Here is a 19,961-nt window from a genome sequence, read left to right as displayed (position 1 = left end):
TTATGGGAAAGATAACAGGATTTTTAGAGTTTAAGCGTGAGAACGAAAGTTATATAACGCCAGAAAAACGCATAGAGAATTACAAAGAATTTACGGTTCCGCTACCAGAAGATCACCTAGAAAATCAAGGTGCTCGTTGTATGGATTGCGGAATTCCGTTTTGCCATAGTGGTTGTCCGCTTGGGAATTTAATTCCAGATTTTAATGATAAAGTTTATAAAGGAAAATGGAAAGAAGCTGCTGAAATTTTACACAAAACTAACAACTTCCCAGAGTTTACAGGACGCTTATGTCCAGCACCTTGCGAAGAAGCTTGTGTACTTGGTATTAACGAAGACCCAGTAACCATAGAAAATATTGAAAAAAACATAGTAGAAACCGCCTTTCAAGAAGGTTGGATTGTAGCACAACCACCAAAAGTAAGAACCGAAAAAACAGTTGCTGTTATTGGTTCTGGACCTGCTGGATTAGCTGCCGCACAACAATTAAATCGCGCAGGACATACCGTTACTGTTTTTGAACGTGACGAAAAAGTGGGTGGTTTATTACGTTATGGCATTCCAGATTTTAAAATGGAAAAAAACGTGATTGACAGACGTGTTGCTGTTTTAGAAGAAGAAGGTATTATTTTTAAAACCAATGCACATGTTGGCAAAAACATAGACGCCAACCAGCTTAAAGACGACTTTGATGCTGTTGTTTTATGTGGTGGCGCAACCGTAAGAAGAAGCATTCCTATACCTGGAGCGGATTTAAAAGGGGTAACGCAAGCGATGGATTTCTTAAAACTAAACAACCAATACGTGGATGGTTTAGTCGATTTTAAAGACGTTATTTCTGCTAAAGGAAAAGACATTATCGTAATTGGTGGTGGAGATACAGGAAGTGATTGTATTGGAACGTCTAATCGTCATGGCGCAACCTCTGTGACTAATTTTGAAATTTTAAGCAAACCTTCTGAAGGTCGCCCTGCAAATCAACCTTGGCCTTATTGGCCTATGAAGTTAAAAACAACCTCATCGCACCAAGAAGGTGTCGAGCGTTTTTTCAGCATTTCTACCAAAGAATTTATTGGCGATAAAAAAGGAAATCTAAAAGGCTTAAAAACCGTTGAAGTAGAATGGATTTTTACACCAGGTGAAAGACCTCAACTTAAAGAGGTTCCAAATACTGAAAAAGATTGGAAATGCGACATCGCATTATTAGCACTTGGTTTTACAGGCGCTGAAAAAACACTAGCAGACCAATTTGGCTTAAAAATGGATTTTAGAAGTAATATTGAAGCAACAATAAAAGATTACAAAACAAATATCCCTGGTGTTTTTGCAGCTGGAGATATGCGTCGTGGACAATCGTTGATTGTTTGGGCTATTTCGGAAGGTAGACAAGCAGCACATCATATTGATACCTATTTAATGGGAGAATCTTGTTTACCTTTAAAGGATGACAGCGATTTGCCTCGGGTTTAAATAATCACAACTCTTTGTCATATTGAGCACAGTCGAAATGCTATCTAAAATTAAACCTTAAGGTTTTCGACTGCGCTCAATATGACAGTGATATAACTAAAATACTTTCTTGTTTTGAACGACTATTCACAAAGGGGAATAAACTTAAATTAAATCCTACAGAAGTAGGATTTTTTCAATTTCAAGAATCAGCACAAAAACTAATGTCACATTGAGCGCAGTCGAAATGCTATTAAAGCCTAAATCATAAGATTTTCGACTACGCTCAAATTGACAGTAATAAGCCTAAAACGTTACGCAGGATACTTCCCTCTAATCCCATCCAAACACAAATTACCAATACTACCAATATGAGTGTGTTTTTTAGAGGTATCTGGTACATAAGTTCCACTTTCCACTTCGCCTCCAATTTTTTGATAAGCTTCTCTAAAAGGCATACCTCCCACAACCAATGTATTAATATTATCTACCGTAAATAAGTATTGATATTTAGCATCATTCAAATCAATATCTTTTACAATAACTTGCTGAATGGCGTAATTAAAAATATCTAATAAGTCTTTTACATCTTCAATTGCTGCAATTATATTTTCCTTTAATAACTGAAAATCCCTATGGTAACCACTTGGTAAATTATTAGTAATTAAAACCATTTCGGTATGCAATGCTTGAATCTTATTGGCTTTCCCTCTAATTAATTCAAACACATCAGGATTCTTTTTGTGTGGCATAATACTACTTCCTGTCGTTAGCTCGTCAGGAAAGGCAATAAAGCCAAAATTCTGACTATTATACACGCAAATATCCATTGCAAAACGCGCCAAAGTATTACATACACTACCTAAAGCTAAAGCGATGGTACGTTCGCTTTTCCCTCTACTCATTTGCGCAGCAACAACGTTGTATTTTAAAGTAGCAAAGTTTAATTCTTTAGTCGTTAATTCTCGATCAATAGGAAACGAGCTTCCGTAACCTGCTGCAGAACCTAACGGATTTTGATCTACGGTTTTCAAGGCTGCATTTAACAAGTAAACATCATCAATTAAAACCTCAGCATAAGCAGAAAACCATAATCCAAAGGAAGATGGCATAGCTACTTGTAAATGCGTATAACCAGGAAGCAAAGCGTCTTTATGCGTTTCCGCCAAACCTAAAAGGGTATCAAAAAACGTTTTTGTCTTCGTATTAATTTCTTTTAAATTCTCTTTGTAGTACAATTGTAATGCAACTAAAACTTGATCGTTTCTAGAGCGTGCGGTATGGATTTTCTTTCCAACATCACCTAAAGTTTTAGTCAGCTCATATTCAATTTTAGAATGCACATCTTCAAAGGATTCTTCAATAACGAAGGTTCCGTTTTTTATAGTTTCCGCAATAGCGTGCAAACCATTTTTAAGCTGTTTCAGCTCTTCCGAAGAAATAATGCCAATAGACTCCAACATTATTGCATGCGCTAAAGATGCTTGCACATCGTACTTTGCAATATGCATATCAATTTCTCTATCGTTTCCAACGGTAAATTGTTCTATTTTTTTATCGATACTTATTCCTTTATCCCAGAGTTTCATAATTTGATTTTTTATTGTCATTGCGAATGAAATGAAACAATCTCATGATGAGATAACTTCGTCATTCTTCCTCGTTATGACGTTTGCTACAATACTTTTTCTAATAATTCAATATATATTTTAATCCCTTCTTCAATCTCATTCACGTAAACAAACTCGTCAGCGGAATGCGATCGTGTGCTATCCCCTGGTCCTAGTTTTAACGATGGACAACTCAACACCGCTTGATCAGATAATGTTGGCGAACCATAAGTGCTTCTACCTATTTCCATTCCCGCAATTACCAATGGATGATCGATAGGAATGGACGACGAATTTAATTTTATGCTACGCGGAATAATACTATCACAAGGCGCTTCCTTTTGTAAAATATCGACAATGTCTTGGTTAGAATATCTATCGTTTACACGGACATCAACCACTAATTTCACATCTGCTGGCACAGCATTATGCTGCTTTCCTGCATTAATTTGTGTAACAGTCAACTTTACCTCTCCCAAAGCTTCCGAAGTCTTATCGAACGTGTAGTTTTTAAACCATTCTAATACTGGAATTGTTTTATAAATCGCATTATCGTGATTTGGATGCGCAGCATGACTAGGCGTTCCTTTTACGATTGCATCAAACACAACTAAGCCTTTTTCAGCAACAGCTAAATTCATTAAAGTTGGCTCTCCAACAATAGCGACATCCACTTTTGGAATGACGGACAACATACTATTTAACCCATTTTCTCCACTGCTCTCTTCTTCAGCGGAAGCGACAATAACCAGATTAAAATTTAGATTTTCTCTGCTATAGAAATAGGCAAACGTTGCTAACAAACTCACCAAACATCCTCCAGCATCATTACTTCCTAAACCATATAATCTACCATCTTCAACAATGGCTTTAAAAGGATCTTTTGTATAACCATTATTTGGCTTTACAGTATCATGATGCGAGTTTAACAACAGCGTTGGTTTGCTCTCGTCAAAATATTTATTAGTTGCCCAAACATTATGATTGGTTCTTTTAAAAGGAATATCCTGCTGCACAAACCATTGCTCAATATGTGCTGCTGTTGGTCCTTCTTCTGAAGAAAACGACTGCGTTTCTATCAATTGTTTTAATAAAGCAATTGCTCTTGTTGTTAGTTTTTCTATCATTTTGAAATGGTTGTGTGTTTATTATTTTTATCGAAAAGCATTTCTGATTTACCAATACAAACTTTTTGTACTTGATTATTTACAGCATGAAAACAGTTGTTTAATTTTGGCAGCATGCCTTCATAAATAATACCATTTTCAATCAACGGTTGGTAGTTTTTGGTGTTTATGTTTTCGATAACAGAATCGTCATTATTTACATTTTCTAAAACTCCGTTTTTTTCGAAGCAATAATATAATTCAGTTTTATATTTTGCTGCAAAACCTATTGCTAATTCCGAAGCAATCGTATCTGCATTTGTGTTTAATAATTGTCCATTTTTGTCATGTGTAATCGCGCAAAAAACAGGTGTAATCGCATTGTTTAAAAGAATTTCTAACGTTTCTGTATTTACCTTTTTGACGTCTCCAGCAAAACCATAATCAATAGGTTTTGATGGTCTTAAATCTGAAACTATCGTGTTGCCATCCGCTCCAGAAAAACCAATAGCATTACAATTTTGGGCTTGTAATTGTGCGACTATAGTTTTATTGATTTTTCCAGCATACACCATTGTAATAATATCTAAAGTCACTTGATCGGTTACTCGTCTTCCGTCAATCATTTTAACCCCCACTTGCATTTGTTGTGCTAATTTGGTTGCTAATTTTCCACCACCATGCACTAGGATTTTAGGAGCATCTATAGTCGCAAATGCTTTTAGGAATTGCTGTAAGGCGTTATCATCATCGATGATATTTCCTCCAATTTTTATGATTTTTAGTGTTTTCATGCTTATTCTTCTTTTGATGTGATACTGAAATGAATTCAGTATGACGTGACGGGTTAACATCAACTTGTTACTTACTTTAAATCTTCAGTCGTCAAGCTGAACTTGTTTCAAGGTCTCATTATTTACTTGTTGTGTGATGCTGTAATGAAGTCTGTTTGACTATGTAATCTGTTTCAATTAAAAGATTGCTTCAATCGTTCCTCATTCGCAATGACGTTTATAATTCTTCCAAAATCTGCTTCAAAACAATTTGCGCAGCAAAAGTCCTATTATTTGCTTGTTGAATAACCACTGATTGCTCGCCATCCAAAACCGCATCTTCCACAACCACATTACGTCTTACAGGTAAGCAATGCATAAATTTTGCATTACCTAACTTCACTTTTGTCATCATCCAATTCTCGTCCTGACTAAGCACTTTTCCATAGTCTTTATAATTACTCCAGTTTTTCACATACACAAAATCGGCATCTTTCAAAGCCTCTTCTTGATTGTGATTTATTGGTGTGTTTTTCGTAATTGCTTCGCTTAACTCATAACCTTCTGGATGTGTAATAGTTAAATCGACATCCATATTTTGCATCATTTCTACAAACGAATTTGCAACCGCTTGTGGCAATGCTTTTGGATGTGGCGCCCAAGACAAGACTACTTTTGGTTTTGCTTTTACAGATAATTCAGTTATAGTAATAGCATCTGCCAATGCCTGTAAAGGATGCGCTGTAGCACTTTCCATATTTACAATTGGTACTGTAGCGTATTTTATGAAACTATTCATTACAAACTCACTTTCATCTTTTTTCTTATCTGTTAAACTTGGGAATGCTCTAACCGCAATCACATCTCCATATTGCGAAATCACTTGCGCAGCCTCTTTAATGTGCTCTGACGTGTTTGCATTCATGATTGTTCCATCTTCAAATTCTAGGTTCCAAGCGTCATTTACGTTTAAAATCATCACATCCATTCCTAGGTTCTTTGCTGCTTTTTCGGTACTTAATCGCGTTCGTAAACTGGAATTAAAAAACAGCATGACTAATGTTTTATGGCTTCCTAAATCTTCGAATTCAAAAGGATTATTTTTTAGTGAAATCGCGTCCTTTATAGTTTCTTGAAGATTTGATATGTCTTTTATTTCTGTATACTTTTTCATCTATTTATTACTTTAATCTTACTGAATTCATTTCAGCTTCTCACTGTTATGTGATTCCGAAACTAGTGCAGAATGACGTTACTCGCATTACTATTTTAATTCCTTTTTTAAAGCCTCAAAAAACAAATCGACATGTTCTTTTTTGATGGTTAAAGGCGGAAGAATTCGTAATAAATTAGGATTCTTCGCACTTCCTGTAAATATTTTATGTTCAAAAATTAGCTTTTTACGTAGTTCTGCAATCGGAAAATCAAATTCCAACCCTAACATTAAACCACGTCCTTTTATGTTTTTAATTGCCGAAATTCCTTTTGCTTTTTCAATAAAATAAGCTGAGATATCTTTAGCATTTTGCATCAAATGCTCTTCTTCAATAACTTCTAAAACCGTCAAAGAAGCTACACATGCTAAATGATTTCCACCAAAAGTGGTTCCTAACAAACCAAAAGATGCTTTAATGTCTGGATGAATTAAAATACCACCAATCGGAAACCCATTTCCCATACCTTTGGCAATCGAAATAATATCTGGAGTCACATTATATTTCTGAAACGCGAAGAAATCGCCAGTTCTTCCAAAACCAGATTGCACCTCATCTGCAATAAAACACGTATTGTATTTTTTACATAATGCATCGACACCTTCATAAAACGCTGCAGTACTTTCGTCTAACCCTCCAACACCTTGAATACACTCAATAATTACTGCACAAACATCGTTTTTAGCTAGTGCTTTCTCTACACCTTCTAAGTCTCCTAATTCTAGAATCTCAACCTCTTGTTGCGCGTTAATTGGCGCAATAATCTTCGCATTATCCGTTGCTGCAACAGCTGCTGATGTACGACCATGAAAGCCATTTTTAAAAGCAACTACTTTTTTCTTTCCGTTATGGAATGATGCTAATTTTAAAGCATTTTCATTGGCTTCTGCACCAGAATTACATAAAAATAATTCATAATCCTTACAACCAGATAACTGCTCTAACTTGTCCGCCAATTGCACTTGTAACGGATTCTGAATCGAGTTACTATAAAACCCTAATTTGGCAACTTGATCAGAAATGGCAACCACATATTTTGGATGCGAATGCCCAATAGAAATCACCGCATGTCCACCATATAAATCTAAATATTTGGTGTTGTTTTCATCGTAAACAAAAACATCTACAGCCTTTACAGGTGTGATATCGAATAAAGGATACACGTTAAATAAACTCATATCTGCTCTTCTTTAATAGTATTAATCTTGTTAAACGAGGCAATCATACCTTGTATTAAAGAGGAACTCAATCCTTTGTGTTCCATCTCATTCAAACCTTCAATCGTACACCCTTTTGGAGTCGTTACACGGTCTATTTCCTCTTCCGGATGATTCCCGTTGGTAATCAATAAACTCGCAGCACCTTCACTAGTATACATCGCTAATTCTTGTGCTTCTTTAGCATCAAACCCTAACTGAATAGCAGCTTGTGTTGTCGCTCTAATTAAACGCATCCAAAACGCAACACCACTTGCGCAAACCACAGTGGCTGCTTGCATTTGACTTTCCGGAATACTTAACGAATGTCCTAAACGATTAAAAATAGCCTCAGCGATTTTAATACGTTTTGCACCTTGCACATTACTACACAAACACGTCATGGATTTACCAACTGCAATTGCTGTGTTTGGCATCGCACGAATGATAAATTTATCTGCACCAACTTGCGCTTCAATCTTAGGAATTAGAAAACCTGTAATGGTCGAAATCAAGACGTGCTTCTCTGTTAATTCCGGCTTAATGTCATTCAATATTTGCTCAAAATGCGCTGGTTGCACTGCAAAAATGATGATATCAGATTGCCTTACAGCTTCGGTATTATCCGTCGTTAAATGCACATTTTTATAACCATCAAATTCTTGAATGTCTTCCAAATTCCGTTTGGTTAAATACAAACTAGTAATGGCATTGTTGGTTATCAATCCTTTTGCGATGGACTTCCCTAAGTTTCCTGTTCCTATAATTGCTATTTTCATGTTCTATCTTTTTTTGTCATTACGAAGGAAGTATGACTGAAGTAATCTCTTTAAACAGATTGCTTCGTTCCTCGCAATGACAGTGTGTTAAAAATAAGTTGCTTTCAATTTTAAACCTTCTGTTTCATCAAAACCAAACATTAAATTCATGTTTTGAACAGCTTGCCCAGAAGCGCCTTTCAATAAATTATCAATAATGCTTGTCACCAATAATTTATCTTCATGCTTATGTAAATGAAGGATGCATTTGTTAGTATTTACTACTTGTTTTAAATGAATCTCATCATCCGAAACCACAGTAAATGCAGCATCTTTATAAAATTCGTTGTATAATGCTTTTGCGTCTTCCAAACTTCCTGAAAACTTGGTGTAAAGCGTAGCAAAAATTCCTCTAGAAAAATCACCGCGATTTGGCATAAAGTTGATGTCTGACTTAAAGTTAGATTGCAATAGTTTCACCGATTGATTAATCTCTCCTAAATGCTGATGCGTAAAAGCTTTATAATGCGAAAAGTTATTATCTCGCCACGTAAAATGAGTAGTTGCAGATAATGATGTTCCTGCTCCTGTTGCTCCTGTAACTGCATTAACGTGTACATCATTTTGCAAAACTTCAGCTTTAGCTAAAGGCAATAATGCTAACTGAATAGCAGATGCAAAACACCCTGGATTTGCAATGTAATTCGCTTTTTTTATCGCCTCTTTATTTAATTCCGGCAAACCATAAACAAACGTTTTCCCTTCAAAAATGGCGTCTTTAGTTAATCTAAAATCATTACTTAAATCAATAATTTTAGTTTCAGTAGAAAATGAATTGTTCTCTAAAAATGCTTTAGAATTTCCGTGACCTAAACACAAAAACAACACGTCTACTTCTGAGTTAATTTCACTTGAAAATTCCAAATCTGTACTACCAATTAAATCTTGGTGTACTCTTGAGATTTTATTACCAGCATTAGAGGTACTGTAAATAAAATTGATGTTAGCTTTTGGATGATTTAACAACAATCTAATAAGTTCTCCAGCTGTATAACCTGCTCCTCCAATGATTCCTATTTCTAATTTTTTCATTTTGATTCTTTTACTTTACCATTCTTCGCTTAACACTTCGACTGCGCTCAGTGTGACACAGAATAATAATTTGCTTTAATTATCATTTTTGAGATACTGAAACACGTTCAGCATGACTAAAATCAAGAATTTACTTGTTGATAAATCTTATTTTGGTTTCCTACAATTTTGATAAAGCCTTTAGCTTCTTCTGCAGACCAACCTTTATTTTCTTCGCCATAACTTCCAAACTTCGCATTCATTAAATCATGTTTAGAGCTGATTCCGTCTACAGTAAAATGGTATGGTTTTAACGTCACAAAAACATCTCCCGACACTTTGTCTTGGCTGCTTTGTAAAAAGGCTTCCATGTCACGCATTACAGGATCTAAATATTGCCCTTCATGCAAATGCATTCCGTAGAAATTAGACATATAATCCTTATGCTGTAATTGCCACTTCGTTAGTGTATGCTTTTCTAATAAATGATGTGCTTTTATAATCACCAAAGCAGCTGCTGCTTCAAAACCAACACGTCCTTTAATACCAACTATTGTATCTCCAACATGAATATCTCTACCAATTGCATATGCAGACGCCAGATTGTTTAACACTTCAATATTTACGTCTGATGCGTTTTTACTTCCATTTACAGCAACCAATTCTCCTTTTAAAAAGGTTAATGTCACTTTTTCATCCTCTGCACGTTTTAATTGCGAAGGATAAGCACTTTCTGGTAATGGTTTTTCTGATGTTAATGTTTCTTCTCCACCAACACTAGTCCCCCAAAGTCCTTTATTAACAGAATACTTTGCCTTTTCCCAAGAAGCTTCAATACCGTTTTCTTTTAAGTAATCAATTTCTTGTTGTCTGCTTAAACTTCCATCTCTAATAGGCGTGATGATTTTAATATGTGGCGCTAACGTTTGAAAAATCATATCAAAACGTACTTGATCGTTTCCTGCTCCTGTGCTTCCGTGTGCGATATATTCGGCATCAATACTTTTAGCATATTCGATAATTTCGATTGCTTGAATAATACGTTCTGCACTTACAGATAAAGGATAGGTGTTATTCTTCAAGACATTTCCGAAGATTAAATACTTAATCACTTTATCATAATACGAGGCAATTGCGTCAATGTTTTTATAAGTTGAAACACCCATTTTATATGCATTAGCTTCAATGGTTTGAATTTCTTCATCAGAAAAGCCACCCGTATTTACACTTACTGCATGCACATCATATCCTGCTTTACTTAAACTTACTGCGCAATAGGATGTATCTAATCCTCCACTATATGCTATTACTAATTTGCCTTTATTTTTCATTTTTATCTTTTTTAAGGAACATGGATTGCTTAATGTTTTTCAATCTGGTCCATACTTTTTTATCATGATTATTTACTGCTGGTTTTCTTGCTTCCTTTTTAGAAGGATCATACAACATACCTGTACATAAGCACATTTTTTGCTCTGTTCTTGTTAAAACATCAAAGTTTTTGCAGGTCTGACAGCCATTCCAAAAGGATTGATCGTCTGTTAATTCTGAAAACGTAACAGGTTTATAACCTAAATCACTATTCATTTTCATAACTGCTAAACCTGTAGTAATACTAAATACTTTAGCCTCCGGAAACTTGGTTCTAGAATGCTCGAATATTTTCTGTTTGATCTGTTTAGCTAAGCCAATGTTTCTAAAATCTGGATGTACAATTAATCCAGAATTGGCTACAAATTTGCCATGACCCCATTGTTCGATATAACAAAAGCCTGCAAATTTATCACCCTCTAAAGCAATAACAGCATTACCATTTTCCATTTTGGTAATGATGTATTCAGGCTTGCGTTTTGCAATACCAGTTCCTCTAACTTGAGCAGCATCAGCAATAGTGTTACAAATAATATCTGCGTAAATACTATGCGATTTATCAGCAATAACAATTTCCATTGTAATTGAATTTTAAATTAAAAAATGTGATAATTTTTGTTTTTGAAAGCAGAACCGGACTCACCTTAGTTCTATAAATAGAAGTACACCCTAAGGGCGACGACGAGAAATTGGACGTAGGGTTATCCTGTTATTATTTCTAATAACTGTATTTAAAAAAGGAAATATTTGTGTTGAATTGTTCACTGTCTGAAAAAAAATAAAAACTATTAACTAAAAGCTTGAAGTATGCGTATTAGCGACGTCGTCTGCGTAATAGCAAACTTGTGGGTCTTTCGTTTTTATTTAGTGTTGTAAACATGGTACAAACGTATAATTTAATTTGATACAAAAGTTGATTTTGTGTCATTTTTGATGAATTTTTACGAATTTGAAAGTATTTAAGGTCATAATTATCAAAATCACACTAAAAACTGAAATAAATCAGGCTTATCATTTAGATAATCTCCATAAAAATTATGACGCTTCATTTTAGTAATTAATGGCTCTAAATCGTTTGGAGATTTCAACTCAATTCCAACCACAGCAACATCGTTTTCACGGTTTGCTTTTTTAGTGTATTCAAAATGAGTAATATCATCTGTATCACCTAAAATATCAACAACAAAATCTCTTAATGCTCCTGAACGCTGTGGAAACTTAACAATAAAATAGTGCTTTAAATCGGCATGTAATAGCGCACGTTCTTTAATTTCTGCCGTACGCGTAATATCATTATTACTTCCGCTTATAACACAAACTACATTTTTACCTTTAATTTCTTCTTTAAAATACTCTAAAGCAGATAAACTTAAAACTCCTGCAGGCTCTGCTACAATCGCTTCTTTATTGTATAAATCTAAAATGGTTTGGCAAATCTTACCTTCATCTACAGTAACCACACGATGTAAAGTCTCTTTACAAATGGCGAAATTTAAATCACCAACACGCTTAACCGCAGCACCATCTACAAAACTATCAATCTCTTCTAACTCGGTGTTTTTGTTATTTCTTATTGACGTTAACATCGAAGGTGCGCCTTTTGGCTCTACACCTATAATTTTTGTCTGTGGCGATAACAACTTAAAAACAGAGGATAATCCTGAAGACAAACCTCCACCACCAATAGGTACAAAAACGTAATCTATTGGGTGAAACTCCGTTTGATCTATAATCTCTAAACCAACTGTTGCTTGACCTTCAATAACTTTTTTATCATTAAATGGATGGATAAACGCTTTGTTTAAACGCTCGCAATCTTCCATTGCTGCATGATAAGCATCATCAAACGTGTCGCCTACTAAAACCACCTCTATATAATCTTCTCCAAACATTTTAACCTGTTCCACCTTTTGATTTGGTGTTGGAGAAGGCATAAAAATGGTGCCTTTTATTTTTAACAATTTACAAGATAAGGCTACTCCTTGTGCATGGTTTCCAGCACTTGCACATACAATTCCTTTTTCAGCTTCTGCTTCAGTTAAAGATGACATTTTATTGTAAGCACCTCTAATTTTATAGGAACGTACTTGCTGTAAGTCTTCGCGTTTAAACATGATGTTTGCTTCAAATTGCTTTGAATATCGCATGTTTGAAATTAAAGGAGTTACAGTTGCAACTCCTCTTAATTTTTCGGCAGCAGCCTCAACAGCTTCTAAAGTAGGCCTGTATGTTGTTTTGGTTTCTTCCATGTTTATTTCCCACGACAGTGGAAATGTTTTTGTTTTATAAATGAGACGCTTCGACTCCGCTCAGTGTGACAAGCTAATTAGTTATTATGCTAAAACTGATGCTTCTGTTTTAACATCTGATTTTATAATCTTCATTGCTGTCATCGCAGCTCTTAATCGTTTTCCAACTGCTTCGATTGGATGATTTCTAATCGCATCGTTTACTGCTATTAATTCGATATTATCAACTCCTGTTGTTGCAGAAAATGATTTACCAATTATATCTGTTTTAACCGTTTTCATAAAATCAGTTAATAACGGTTTACAAGCATGGTCAAATAAATAACATCCGTATTCTGCAGTATCCGAAATGACTCTGTTCATTTCAAATAATTTTTTTCTAGCAATTGTATTCGCTATTAATGGCAACTCATGAAGCGACTCGTAATACGCAGAATCTTCAATAATCCCCGCACTTACCATCGTTTCGTAAGCTAATTCTACACCAGACTTTACAAATGCTACTAATAACGTACCGTGATCAAAATACTCTTGCTCAGAAATGTGATCTGGTGTTAATGCTGTTTTCTCAAAAGCAGTTTCGCCTGTTGCAGCTCTCCATTTTAAAAGATTTACATCATCATTTGCCCAATCTTCCATCATTGTTTCTGAGAAATGACCAGAGATAATATCATCCATATGCTTTTCGAATAACGGACGCATGATATCTTTTAATTCTTCAGATAATTGGTATGCTTTTACTTTTGCTGGATTAGACAAACGGTCCATCATGTTTGTAATTCCACCATGTTTCAACGCTTCCGTAATTGTTTCCCAACCAAACTGGATTAATTTTCCAGCATAACCAGGTTCAATACCTTCTGCAACCATTTTATCGAATGACAAAATTGCTCCTGTTTGAAGTAAACCACATAAGATAGTTTGCTCTCCCATTAAATCACTTTTTACCTCAGCAACAAAAGACGATTCTAACACACCTGCACGATGCCCTCCAGTAGCAGCAGCATAAGCTTTTGCCTGAGCCCAACCTTTATTTTCTGGATCGTTTTCTGGATGTACAGCAATTAATGTTGGCACACCAAACCCCCGTTTATATTCTTCTCTAACTTCTGTTCCTGGACACTTTGGAGCAACCATAATAACAGTAATATCCTCTCTTACCTGAGTCCCTTCTTCAACAATATTAAATCCGTGAGAATAACTTAATGTCGCGCCTTTTTTCATTAAAGGCATTATCGCTTTTACTACGTTTGTATGTTGCTTATCTGGTGTTAAATTCAATACTAAATCTGCAGTAGGAATTAACTCGTCATAAGTCCCAACAGTAAATCCGTTAGAATTTGCGTTTTTAAAAGACTCGCGTTGCTCATCAATTGCAACCTGTCTTAATGTGTACGAAATATCTAAACCAGAATCTCTCATGTTTAAACCTTGGTTTAAACCTTGTGCGCCGCAACCAACAATTACAATTTTTTTCCCTTTTAATGCATTTACACCATCTTCAAACTCTGAAGCATCCATGAATCTACATTTACCTAATTGATCTAATTGATTTCTTAATGATAATGTGTTAAAGTAATTTGACATTGTCTTGTTTTTTTAATGTTGGAATGCTTCTAGCATTGTTGATATTTTCATTTCTTCTTTAGATACTGCAATACGTCCTGAACGTGTAAATTGCATGATTCCAAAAGCACTTAACTCTCTATGTAGTAATTCGATTTCTTCTTTACGTCCTGATTTTTCAATCACAAAAAAATCGCGATTTACCGTTACAATTCTTGCGTTGCTTTCTTTGATTATATTCTGAATTGAACGCTCGTCAAATAACAAAGCTGATCTCATTTTAAAGATGCAAGACTCTTGGTAAATAATCTCATCTTCTGTATGATAATAGGCTTTAATAACCTCGACTTGCTTTTCTATCTGACCAATAATTTTCTTGATATTATCTTCAGACATATTTACTACTATAGTAAATCTAGATACGCCCTCAATTTCTGAAGGAGACGTGTTTAAGCTCTCTATATTAATATGTCTTCTTTGGAATATTGCTGAAATCCTATTCAACAACCCTATATTGTTTTCAGTATAAACAGATACTGTATATAATTGTTTTTCTGCGCTCATATTATTCTAATCTTACTTCTGAAACTGATGCTCCCGTTGGTATCATCGGGAACACTTTACCTTCTTTTTCTACACAAACCTCTAAAAAATAAGGCCCATCTGTGTTTATCATCTTCTCTACTGCCTCCTTTAAATCTTCACGTTTGGTTACTTTCTCAGCTGGAATAGAATAACCTTTAGCTATAGCAACAAAGTCTGGATTTGTCATTTCGGTAGACGCATAACGTTTATCAAAAAATAGTTCTTGCCACTGCCTAACCATACCCAAAAACTCGTTATTTAAAACCACTATTTTAACGCCTGCTTTTTGCTGAAAAATGGTGCCTAATTCTTGAATGGTCATTTGATAACCACCATCTCCAGAGATTGAAATTACCTCACGGTCAGGCGCTGCCATTTTTGCTCCAATTGCAGCAGGTAAGCCAAAGCCCATTGTCCCTAAACCACCGGATGTAATGTTACTTCTGGTTTTATTAAAGTTAGCATAGCGACAAGCAATCATTTGATGCTGACCAACGTCTGTTACAATAGCTGCATCACCTTTGGTTTGGATATTAATTTCTTTTAATACCTCAGCCATAGTTAGTCCCTCCTTTGTAGGATATAAATCGTGTTTTATTACTTTTTCATATTCAATAGCGTATAAATCCTTGAATTTTTGATGCCATTCTGGATATACTTTTTCTTCTAAAAGCGGTAATAAAGCAGCTAAACTTTCTTTAGAATCACCTAAAACAGCTACTTCTGTTTTTACGTTTTTATCTATTTCGGCAGGATCAATTTCAAAATGAATCACTTTTGCCTGTTTAGCATACGTAGATAAACTTCCGGTAACACGATCGTCAAAACGCATTCCGATTGCAATTAACACATCACAGTCGTTAGTTAACACATTTGGCGCATAATTACCGTGCATACCAACCATACCAATGTTTAAAGGATGAGTGGTGGGAATTGCTCCTGCGCCTAAAATAGTCCAAGCGGAAGGGATTCCTGATTTTTCAACTACAGCTTTAAATTCGGCTTCAGCCTGACCTAAAGACACGCCTTGCCCCCAAACAATCATTGGTTTTTTTGCTGCATTAATTAATTTAGCAGCAGCTTCAACCGAAGTCTGGTCTAATTTTGGAATCGGAATATAACTTCTAACCCCTTTACATTTTTCGTATTTAAAATCGAATTCTTCAAACTGAGCATCCTTTGTAATATCTATCAAAACGGGTCCTGGACGTCCACTTTTAGCAATATAAAAGGCTTTAGCCATTGCTTCTGGAATCTGAGAGGCTTTGGTAACCTGACAATTCCATTTTGTAACTGGCGTAGAAATGCCCACGATATCCGTCTCTTGAAACGCATCACTACCTAATAAATGCGAAGCCACCTGCCCCGTAATGCAGACCATTGGTGTGCTATCTATTTGTGCATCTGCGATACCTGTAATTAAGTTTGTAGCTCCTGGTCCCGACGTTGCTATTGCAACACCAACTTTACCCGAAATACGCGCATAACCTTGTGCCGAATGTGTTGCACCTTGTTCATGACGTGTTAATACATGATGAATTTTGTCCTGGTACTTATAAAGCTCATCATAAACAGGCATGATTGCCCCTCCAGGATAACCGTAAAGGATATCAACCCCTTCGGCTAACAAACATCTGATAACTGCTTCACTACCAGAAATACGCTCTGTAGTTTGCGTTGTGTTTGTTTCTTTTTTTATTGTTTTTGTATCCATATTAATCTTGTTAGGATCATTATATTGTTCTATACAGAGACTCTTCGATACTTAGTCTGCGCTAAACACAGGCTTACTCAGAGTAACATCTTGTTTTCAATTGTGCGTTATCTAAAACTCGTCAGTCACACATCCTTTTGATGCAGACGAAACGGTTTTAGCATATTTATACAACACCCCTCTTTTAAATTTTAAATCTGGTGCTTTCCATGATTGTCTTCTTTTTTGTAATTCTTCTTCTGAAACTTCCAAAACAATACTGTTTGTTTCTGCATCGATAGTAATCATATCGCCATCTTTTACAAAAGCGATAGTTCCACCTTCTTGTGCTTCAGGGGTAATATGTCCAACAACAAAACCATGTGTCCCTCCAGAAAAACGTCCATCTGTAATTAATGCCACATCTTTACCCAAACCTGCTCCCATAATTGCAGCAGTTGGTTTTAACATTTCTGGCATTCCTGGACCTCCTTTTGGACCTTCATATCTTATGACAACAACATCTCCTTTTTCTACTAACCCATCTCTTATCCCATCATTTGCAGCATATTCGCCTTCAAATACTTTTGCTTTTCCGATAAAGCTCAACCCTTCTTTTCCTGTGATTTTAGCAACACTTCCTTCTGTTGCTAGATTACCATAAAGCATACGTAAATGCCCAGAAATTTTAATAGGTTTCTCGATTGGTCTTATAACGTCTTGACCTTCTTTTAAGTCAGCAACATCTAATAAGTTTTCTGCAATTGTTTTTCCTGTAACGGTTAAACAATCCCCATGAATTAAACCTTTCTTTAAAAGGTATTTTAATACTGCAGGAATTCCGCCAACAGCGTGTACATCTTCCATTAAGTATTTTCCGCTAGGTTTTAAATCTGCTAAAAATGGTGTAGTATCGCTTATTTTTTGAAAATCTTTTAAAGTGAAATCAATATCTGCAGCTCTTGCAATTGCTAAAAAGTGAAGTACTGCATTTGTAGAACCTCCTAAAATAGTAACTAATCTAACCGCGTTTTCAAGAGATTTACGAGTAATAATATCTGATGGTTTGATGTCTTTTTCTAACAACACACGCATCGCTTCTCCTGCTTTTACAGATTCGGCTTTTTTAGCATCGCTTAATGCTGGGTTAGACGAGTTAAAAGGCAAGGTCATCCCTAAAGCTTCAATAGCCGAAGCCATTGTGTTTGCAGTGTACATCCCACCACAAGCTCCTGCTCCAGGACATGCTTTTTCAACAATGCTTTGGTATTCTGTTTCTTCCATAGTTCCGGCAACTTTGCTTCCCCAAGCTTCAAAAGCAGAGACGACATCTAGTTTTTGTCCGTTATGACAACCAGAATCTATTGTACCACCGTATACTAAAATACTTGGACGATTTAATCTAATCATTGCAATTAATGCACCTGGCATATTCTTATCGCAACCGACAACTGTAATTAAACCATCATAACTCATGGCTTGTACTACAGTTTCCATAGAATCTGCAATAATATCTCGAGATGGTAATGAGTAGCGCATACCTGGTGTCCCCATAGAAATACCGTCACTAACACCGATAGTATTAAAAATAAGACCAATAATGTCTTCGTTTTTAGTCCCTTCTTTTGTCAATTTTGCTAAATCATTTAAATGCATATTACAAGGATTACCTTCGTAACCTGTGCTTGCAATACCAATGATTGGCTTAAAAAAATCTTCTTTAGTTAATCCAATAGCGTGCAACATAGCTTGAGCAGCTGGCTGCGTTGGATCTTGAGTGACTGTTTTACTGTATTTGTTTAATTCCATTTATGGTCTACTTCTATTTAAATAAAAATCTAAAGTAGAGGTTTGACCTTTTATAGCTAGTCTGTTTTTAAAATACAGACTAAATTCAGGCTACAAAAAAACAACTTAAATAATTGATAATCAATATTTTAAATAGTATTTATTATGACACCCAAGATGTTTAATTTTATTTAATTTCTATAAAAAAGTATTTGTAGATCTTGAGGACAATAAAAAAAATGAATTAATTGCTTAATAAAACCTTTTTTTCGAGTGCTACAGTTAATTGCTTTGAATCCCTTTGGATGACAAGTTTAACCTTGTCAGGACGATTAGTACTTAGAATCTCACACCATTTTTGATCCGTCACTTTTGTAAAATCTACATCGTTTACACTTAAAATTTTATCATTAATTTTAAGGCCTTTTTCTTCCGCTTCTGAATTTTCAGAAATTGAACTGATAAAAATGGATTCATTTTCAAGTCTAATTCCGTAACCATGACCACTAAATATAACTTGGTCATCTACTACCTTATTTTCAATAAACCATGCTTTACGATCTTTCCAACTTAAAACCACTCTATAATTTTTTAAAAACCCTGCACCAATAGTCCTTGATCCAAATTGCCCAAAAGACATCAGGGTACTTGGCGCCTCAAAATCACCTGTTTTAAAATTATCAACAATTGCTTTATAAGTAGTTGACGTTTTTATATCTCCGTATACTCCCGCTACAGTACTTCCGCCATTAGATTTGACATATTTAATATCAGCATTTTCTTCTCTTAGTTTTTTAAAATCGTACGAAAAAAGAGAAATACCACCACCATAACCATAGTCTATCATAGTACTATATAATTTTTCGTTACCTAAATAAGCTGTTATTGCAGGGGTCCCATCGTAACCAATAAAGATTTTAGTGTATGGCGCATCCTCCGGAATACTAATAGCGTCAATAGTATTTGTAAATGTAATCTCGTGCTTTACCATATCTACTTCCCAAACAGCATTCCGCATAAAGTTAGCACCTAAAAAGCCATCTATTCCTGCGCACTTAAAATCTTTTACTGCTTCAATATCAAGTACAGCTGCTCCGGTATCAAAAAAATTAATTCCATTTAAATTTATAGTATCCATTTTAACAAAATTTAAATTTTTAGAGGTGTTTCCTAAATCATAAACCTCCTCTTTACCTATAACCTCTAAGTTTAATTCTTCCACCATTCTAGGTGAAATTGCAGTAACTGCGCCAGTATCAAATAATAAACGGTACGCTTTACCTTTAATTAAGACCTTAACAAAAATAGCATTACCGTAAGGCTCATATTTAAATGTTGATTTAAACACTTTATCTTCAATATTACCTTTTTTAAGTAGCTTTTTAATATTCTGAGAGGTACATAAAAAAGAAGATAGAAGCACTAGAAATAAAATAAAAACGGACTGGATACTTTTAAGATACATATGCTAACTAGTATTTATTTTTAATTGAATATTAATAAGATTACCTGACCTGTAATCAATTAGAGTAA

16 protein-coding genes are annotated in these 19,961 nt (G+C 35.1%); 1 reads left to right on the top strand and 15 read right to left on the bottom strand.

Translation table 11 applies throughout. From position 1 onward, the window contains the following. The first annotated feature begins 2 nt into the window (after nt 1-2). On the top strand, nt 3-1,469 hold the full coding sequence (locus ACZ2G2_RS06045) for a glutamate synthase subunit beta (protein WP_470394521.1): 1,467 nt from the start codon (nt 3-5) through the stop codon (nt 1,467-1,469). Nucleotides 1,470-1,762: 293 nt separating this feature from the next. Here ACZ2G2_RS06045 and argH read toward each other — a convergent pair whose 3' ends face one another. From argH to ACZ2G2_RS05970, 15 genes are all read right to left on the bottom strand, one after another. Then, nucleotides 1,763-3,037, bottom strand: a complete 1,275-nt coding sequence (gene argH, locus ACZ2G2_RS06040; RefSeq protein ID WP_470394519.1) for an argininosuccinate lyase — start codon at nt 3,035-3,037, stop codon at nt 1,763-1,765. 86 nt (nt 3,038-3,123) lie between these two features. Then, on the bottom strand, nt 3,124-4,185 hold the full coding sequence (locus ACZ2G2_RS06035) for a M20 family metallo-hydrolase (protein WP_470394517.1): 1,062 nt from the start codon (nt 4,183-4,185) through the stop codon (nt 3,124-3,126). After that, nucleotides 4,182-4,958, bottom strand: coding sequence for an acetylglutamate kinase (gene argB, locus ACZ2G2_RS06030; protein ID WP_470394516.1), 777 nt, complete (start codon nt 4,956-4,958; stop codon nt 4,182-4,184). The genes ACZ2G2_RS06035 and argB overlap by 4 nt, the downstream gene beginning before the upstream one ends. A 217-nt stretch (nt 4,959-5,175) precedes the next feature. Next, nucleotides 5,176-6,111: a Rossmann-fold NAD(P)-binding domain-containing protein gene (locus ACZ2G2_RS06025; RefSeq protein ID WP_470394514.1), complete on the bottom strand. Its 936-nt coding sequence runs from the start codon at nt 6,109-6,111 to the stop codon at nt 5,176-5,178. A 90-nt stretch (nt 6,112-6,201) separates the two neighbouring features. After that, nucleotides 6,202-7,329: an aspartate aminotransferase family protein gene (locus tag ACZ2G2_RS06020; protein WP_470394513.1), complete on the bottom strand. Its 1,128-nt coding sequence runs from the start codon at nt 7,327-7,329 to the stop codon at nt 6,202-6,204. Then, on the bottom strand, nt 7,326-8,126 hold the full coding sequence (proC, locus tag ACZ2G2_RS06015; protein ID WP_028288920.1) for a pyrroline-5-carboxylate reductase: 801 nt from the start codon (nt 8,124-8,126) through the stop codon (nt 7,326-7,328). Before proC ends, ACZ2G2_RS06020 begins: the two co-directional genes overlap by 4 nt. Before the next feature lie 87 nt (nt 8,127-8,213). Beyond that, nucleotides 8,214-9,197, bottom strand: a complete 984-nt coding sequence (gene argC, locus ACZ2G2_RS06010) for an N-acetyl-gamma-glutamyl-phosphate reductase (RefSeq protein WP_470394512.1) — start codon at nt 9,195-9,197, stop codon at nt 8,214-8,216. 122 nt (nt 9,198-9,319) lie between these two features. Then, nucleotides 9,320-10,507 (bottom strand): argininosuccinate synthase, encoded by a 1,188-nt coding sequence (locus tag ACZ2G2_RS06005; RefSeq protein ID WP_470394511.1) that lies wholly within the window; start codon nt 10,505-10,507, stop codon nt 9,320-9,322. Then, nucleotides 10,497-11,126 (bottom strand): GNAT family N-acetyltransferase, encoded by a 630-nt coding sequence (locus tag ACZ2G2_RS06000; protein ID WP_470394509.1) that lies wholly within the window; start codon nt 11,124-11,126, stop codon nt 10,497-10,499. The genes ACZ2G2_RS06005 and ACZ2G2_RS06000 overlap by 11 nt, the downstream gene beginning before the upstream one ends. Before the next feature lie 401 nt (nt 11,127-11,527). After that, nucleotides 11,528-12,796: a threonine ammonia-lyase IlvA gene (gene ilvA, locus ACZ2G2_RS05995; protein WP_101202228.1), complete on the bottom strand. Its 1,269-nt coding sequence runs from the start codon at nt 12,794-12,796 to the stop codon at nt 11,528-11,530. A gap of 84 nt (nt 12,797-12,880) precedes the next feature. After that, nucleotides 12,881-14,383, bottom strand: a complete 1,503-nt coding sequence (gene ilvC / locus ACZ2G2_RS05990; protein ID WP_470394507.1) for a ketol-acid reductoisomerase — start codon at nt 14,381-14,383, stop codon at nt 12,881-12,883. Nucleotides 14,384-14,395: 12 nt separating this feature from the next. Then, a complete protein-coding gene (ilvN, locus tag ACZ2G2_RS05985; protein WP_272024096.1) occupies nt 14,396-14,926 on the bottom strand; it encodes an acetolactate synthase small subunit in 531 nt (176 codons plus the stop codon). Nucleotide 14,927: 1 nt separating this feature from the next. Beyond that, nucleotides 14,928-16,661 (bottom strand): biosynthetic-type acetolactate synthase large subunit, encoded by a 1,734-nt coding sequence (gene ilvB, locus ACZ2G2_RS05980; protein WP_470394506.1) that lies wholly within the window; start codon nt 16,659-16,661, stop codon nt 14,928-14,930. A 111-nt stretch (nt 16,662-16,772) separates the two neighbouring features. Next, nucleotides 16,773-18,449, bottom strand: a complete 1,677-nt coding sequence (gene ilvD, locus ACZ2G2_RS05975; RefSeq protein WP_101202231.1) for a dihydroxy-acid dehydratase — start codon at nt 18,447-18,449, stop codon at nt 16,773-16,775. Between the two features lie 223 nt (nt 18,450-18,672). Beyond that, the gene (locus ACZ2G2_RS05970; protein WP_470394505.1) at nt 18,673-19,893 is read right to left on the bottom strand and encodes an aspartyl protease family protein; all 1,221 of its coding nucleotides are present in this window, start codon (nt 19,891-19,893) and stop codon (nt 18,673-18,675) included. Nucleotides 19,894-19,961: the final 68 nt, after the last annotated feature.

The sequence above is a fragment of the Olleya sp. KKT75 genome (genome assembly GCF_055635485.1).
This window is presented reverse-complemented; position numbering and strand designations above follow the sequence as displayed.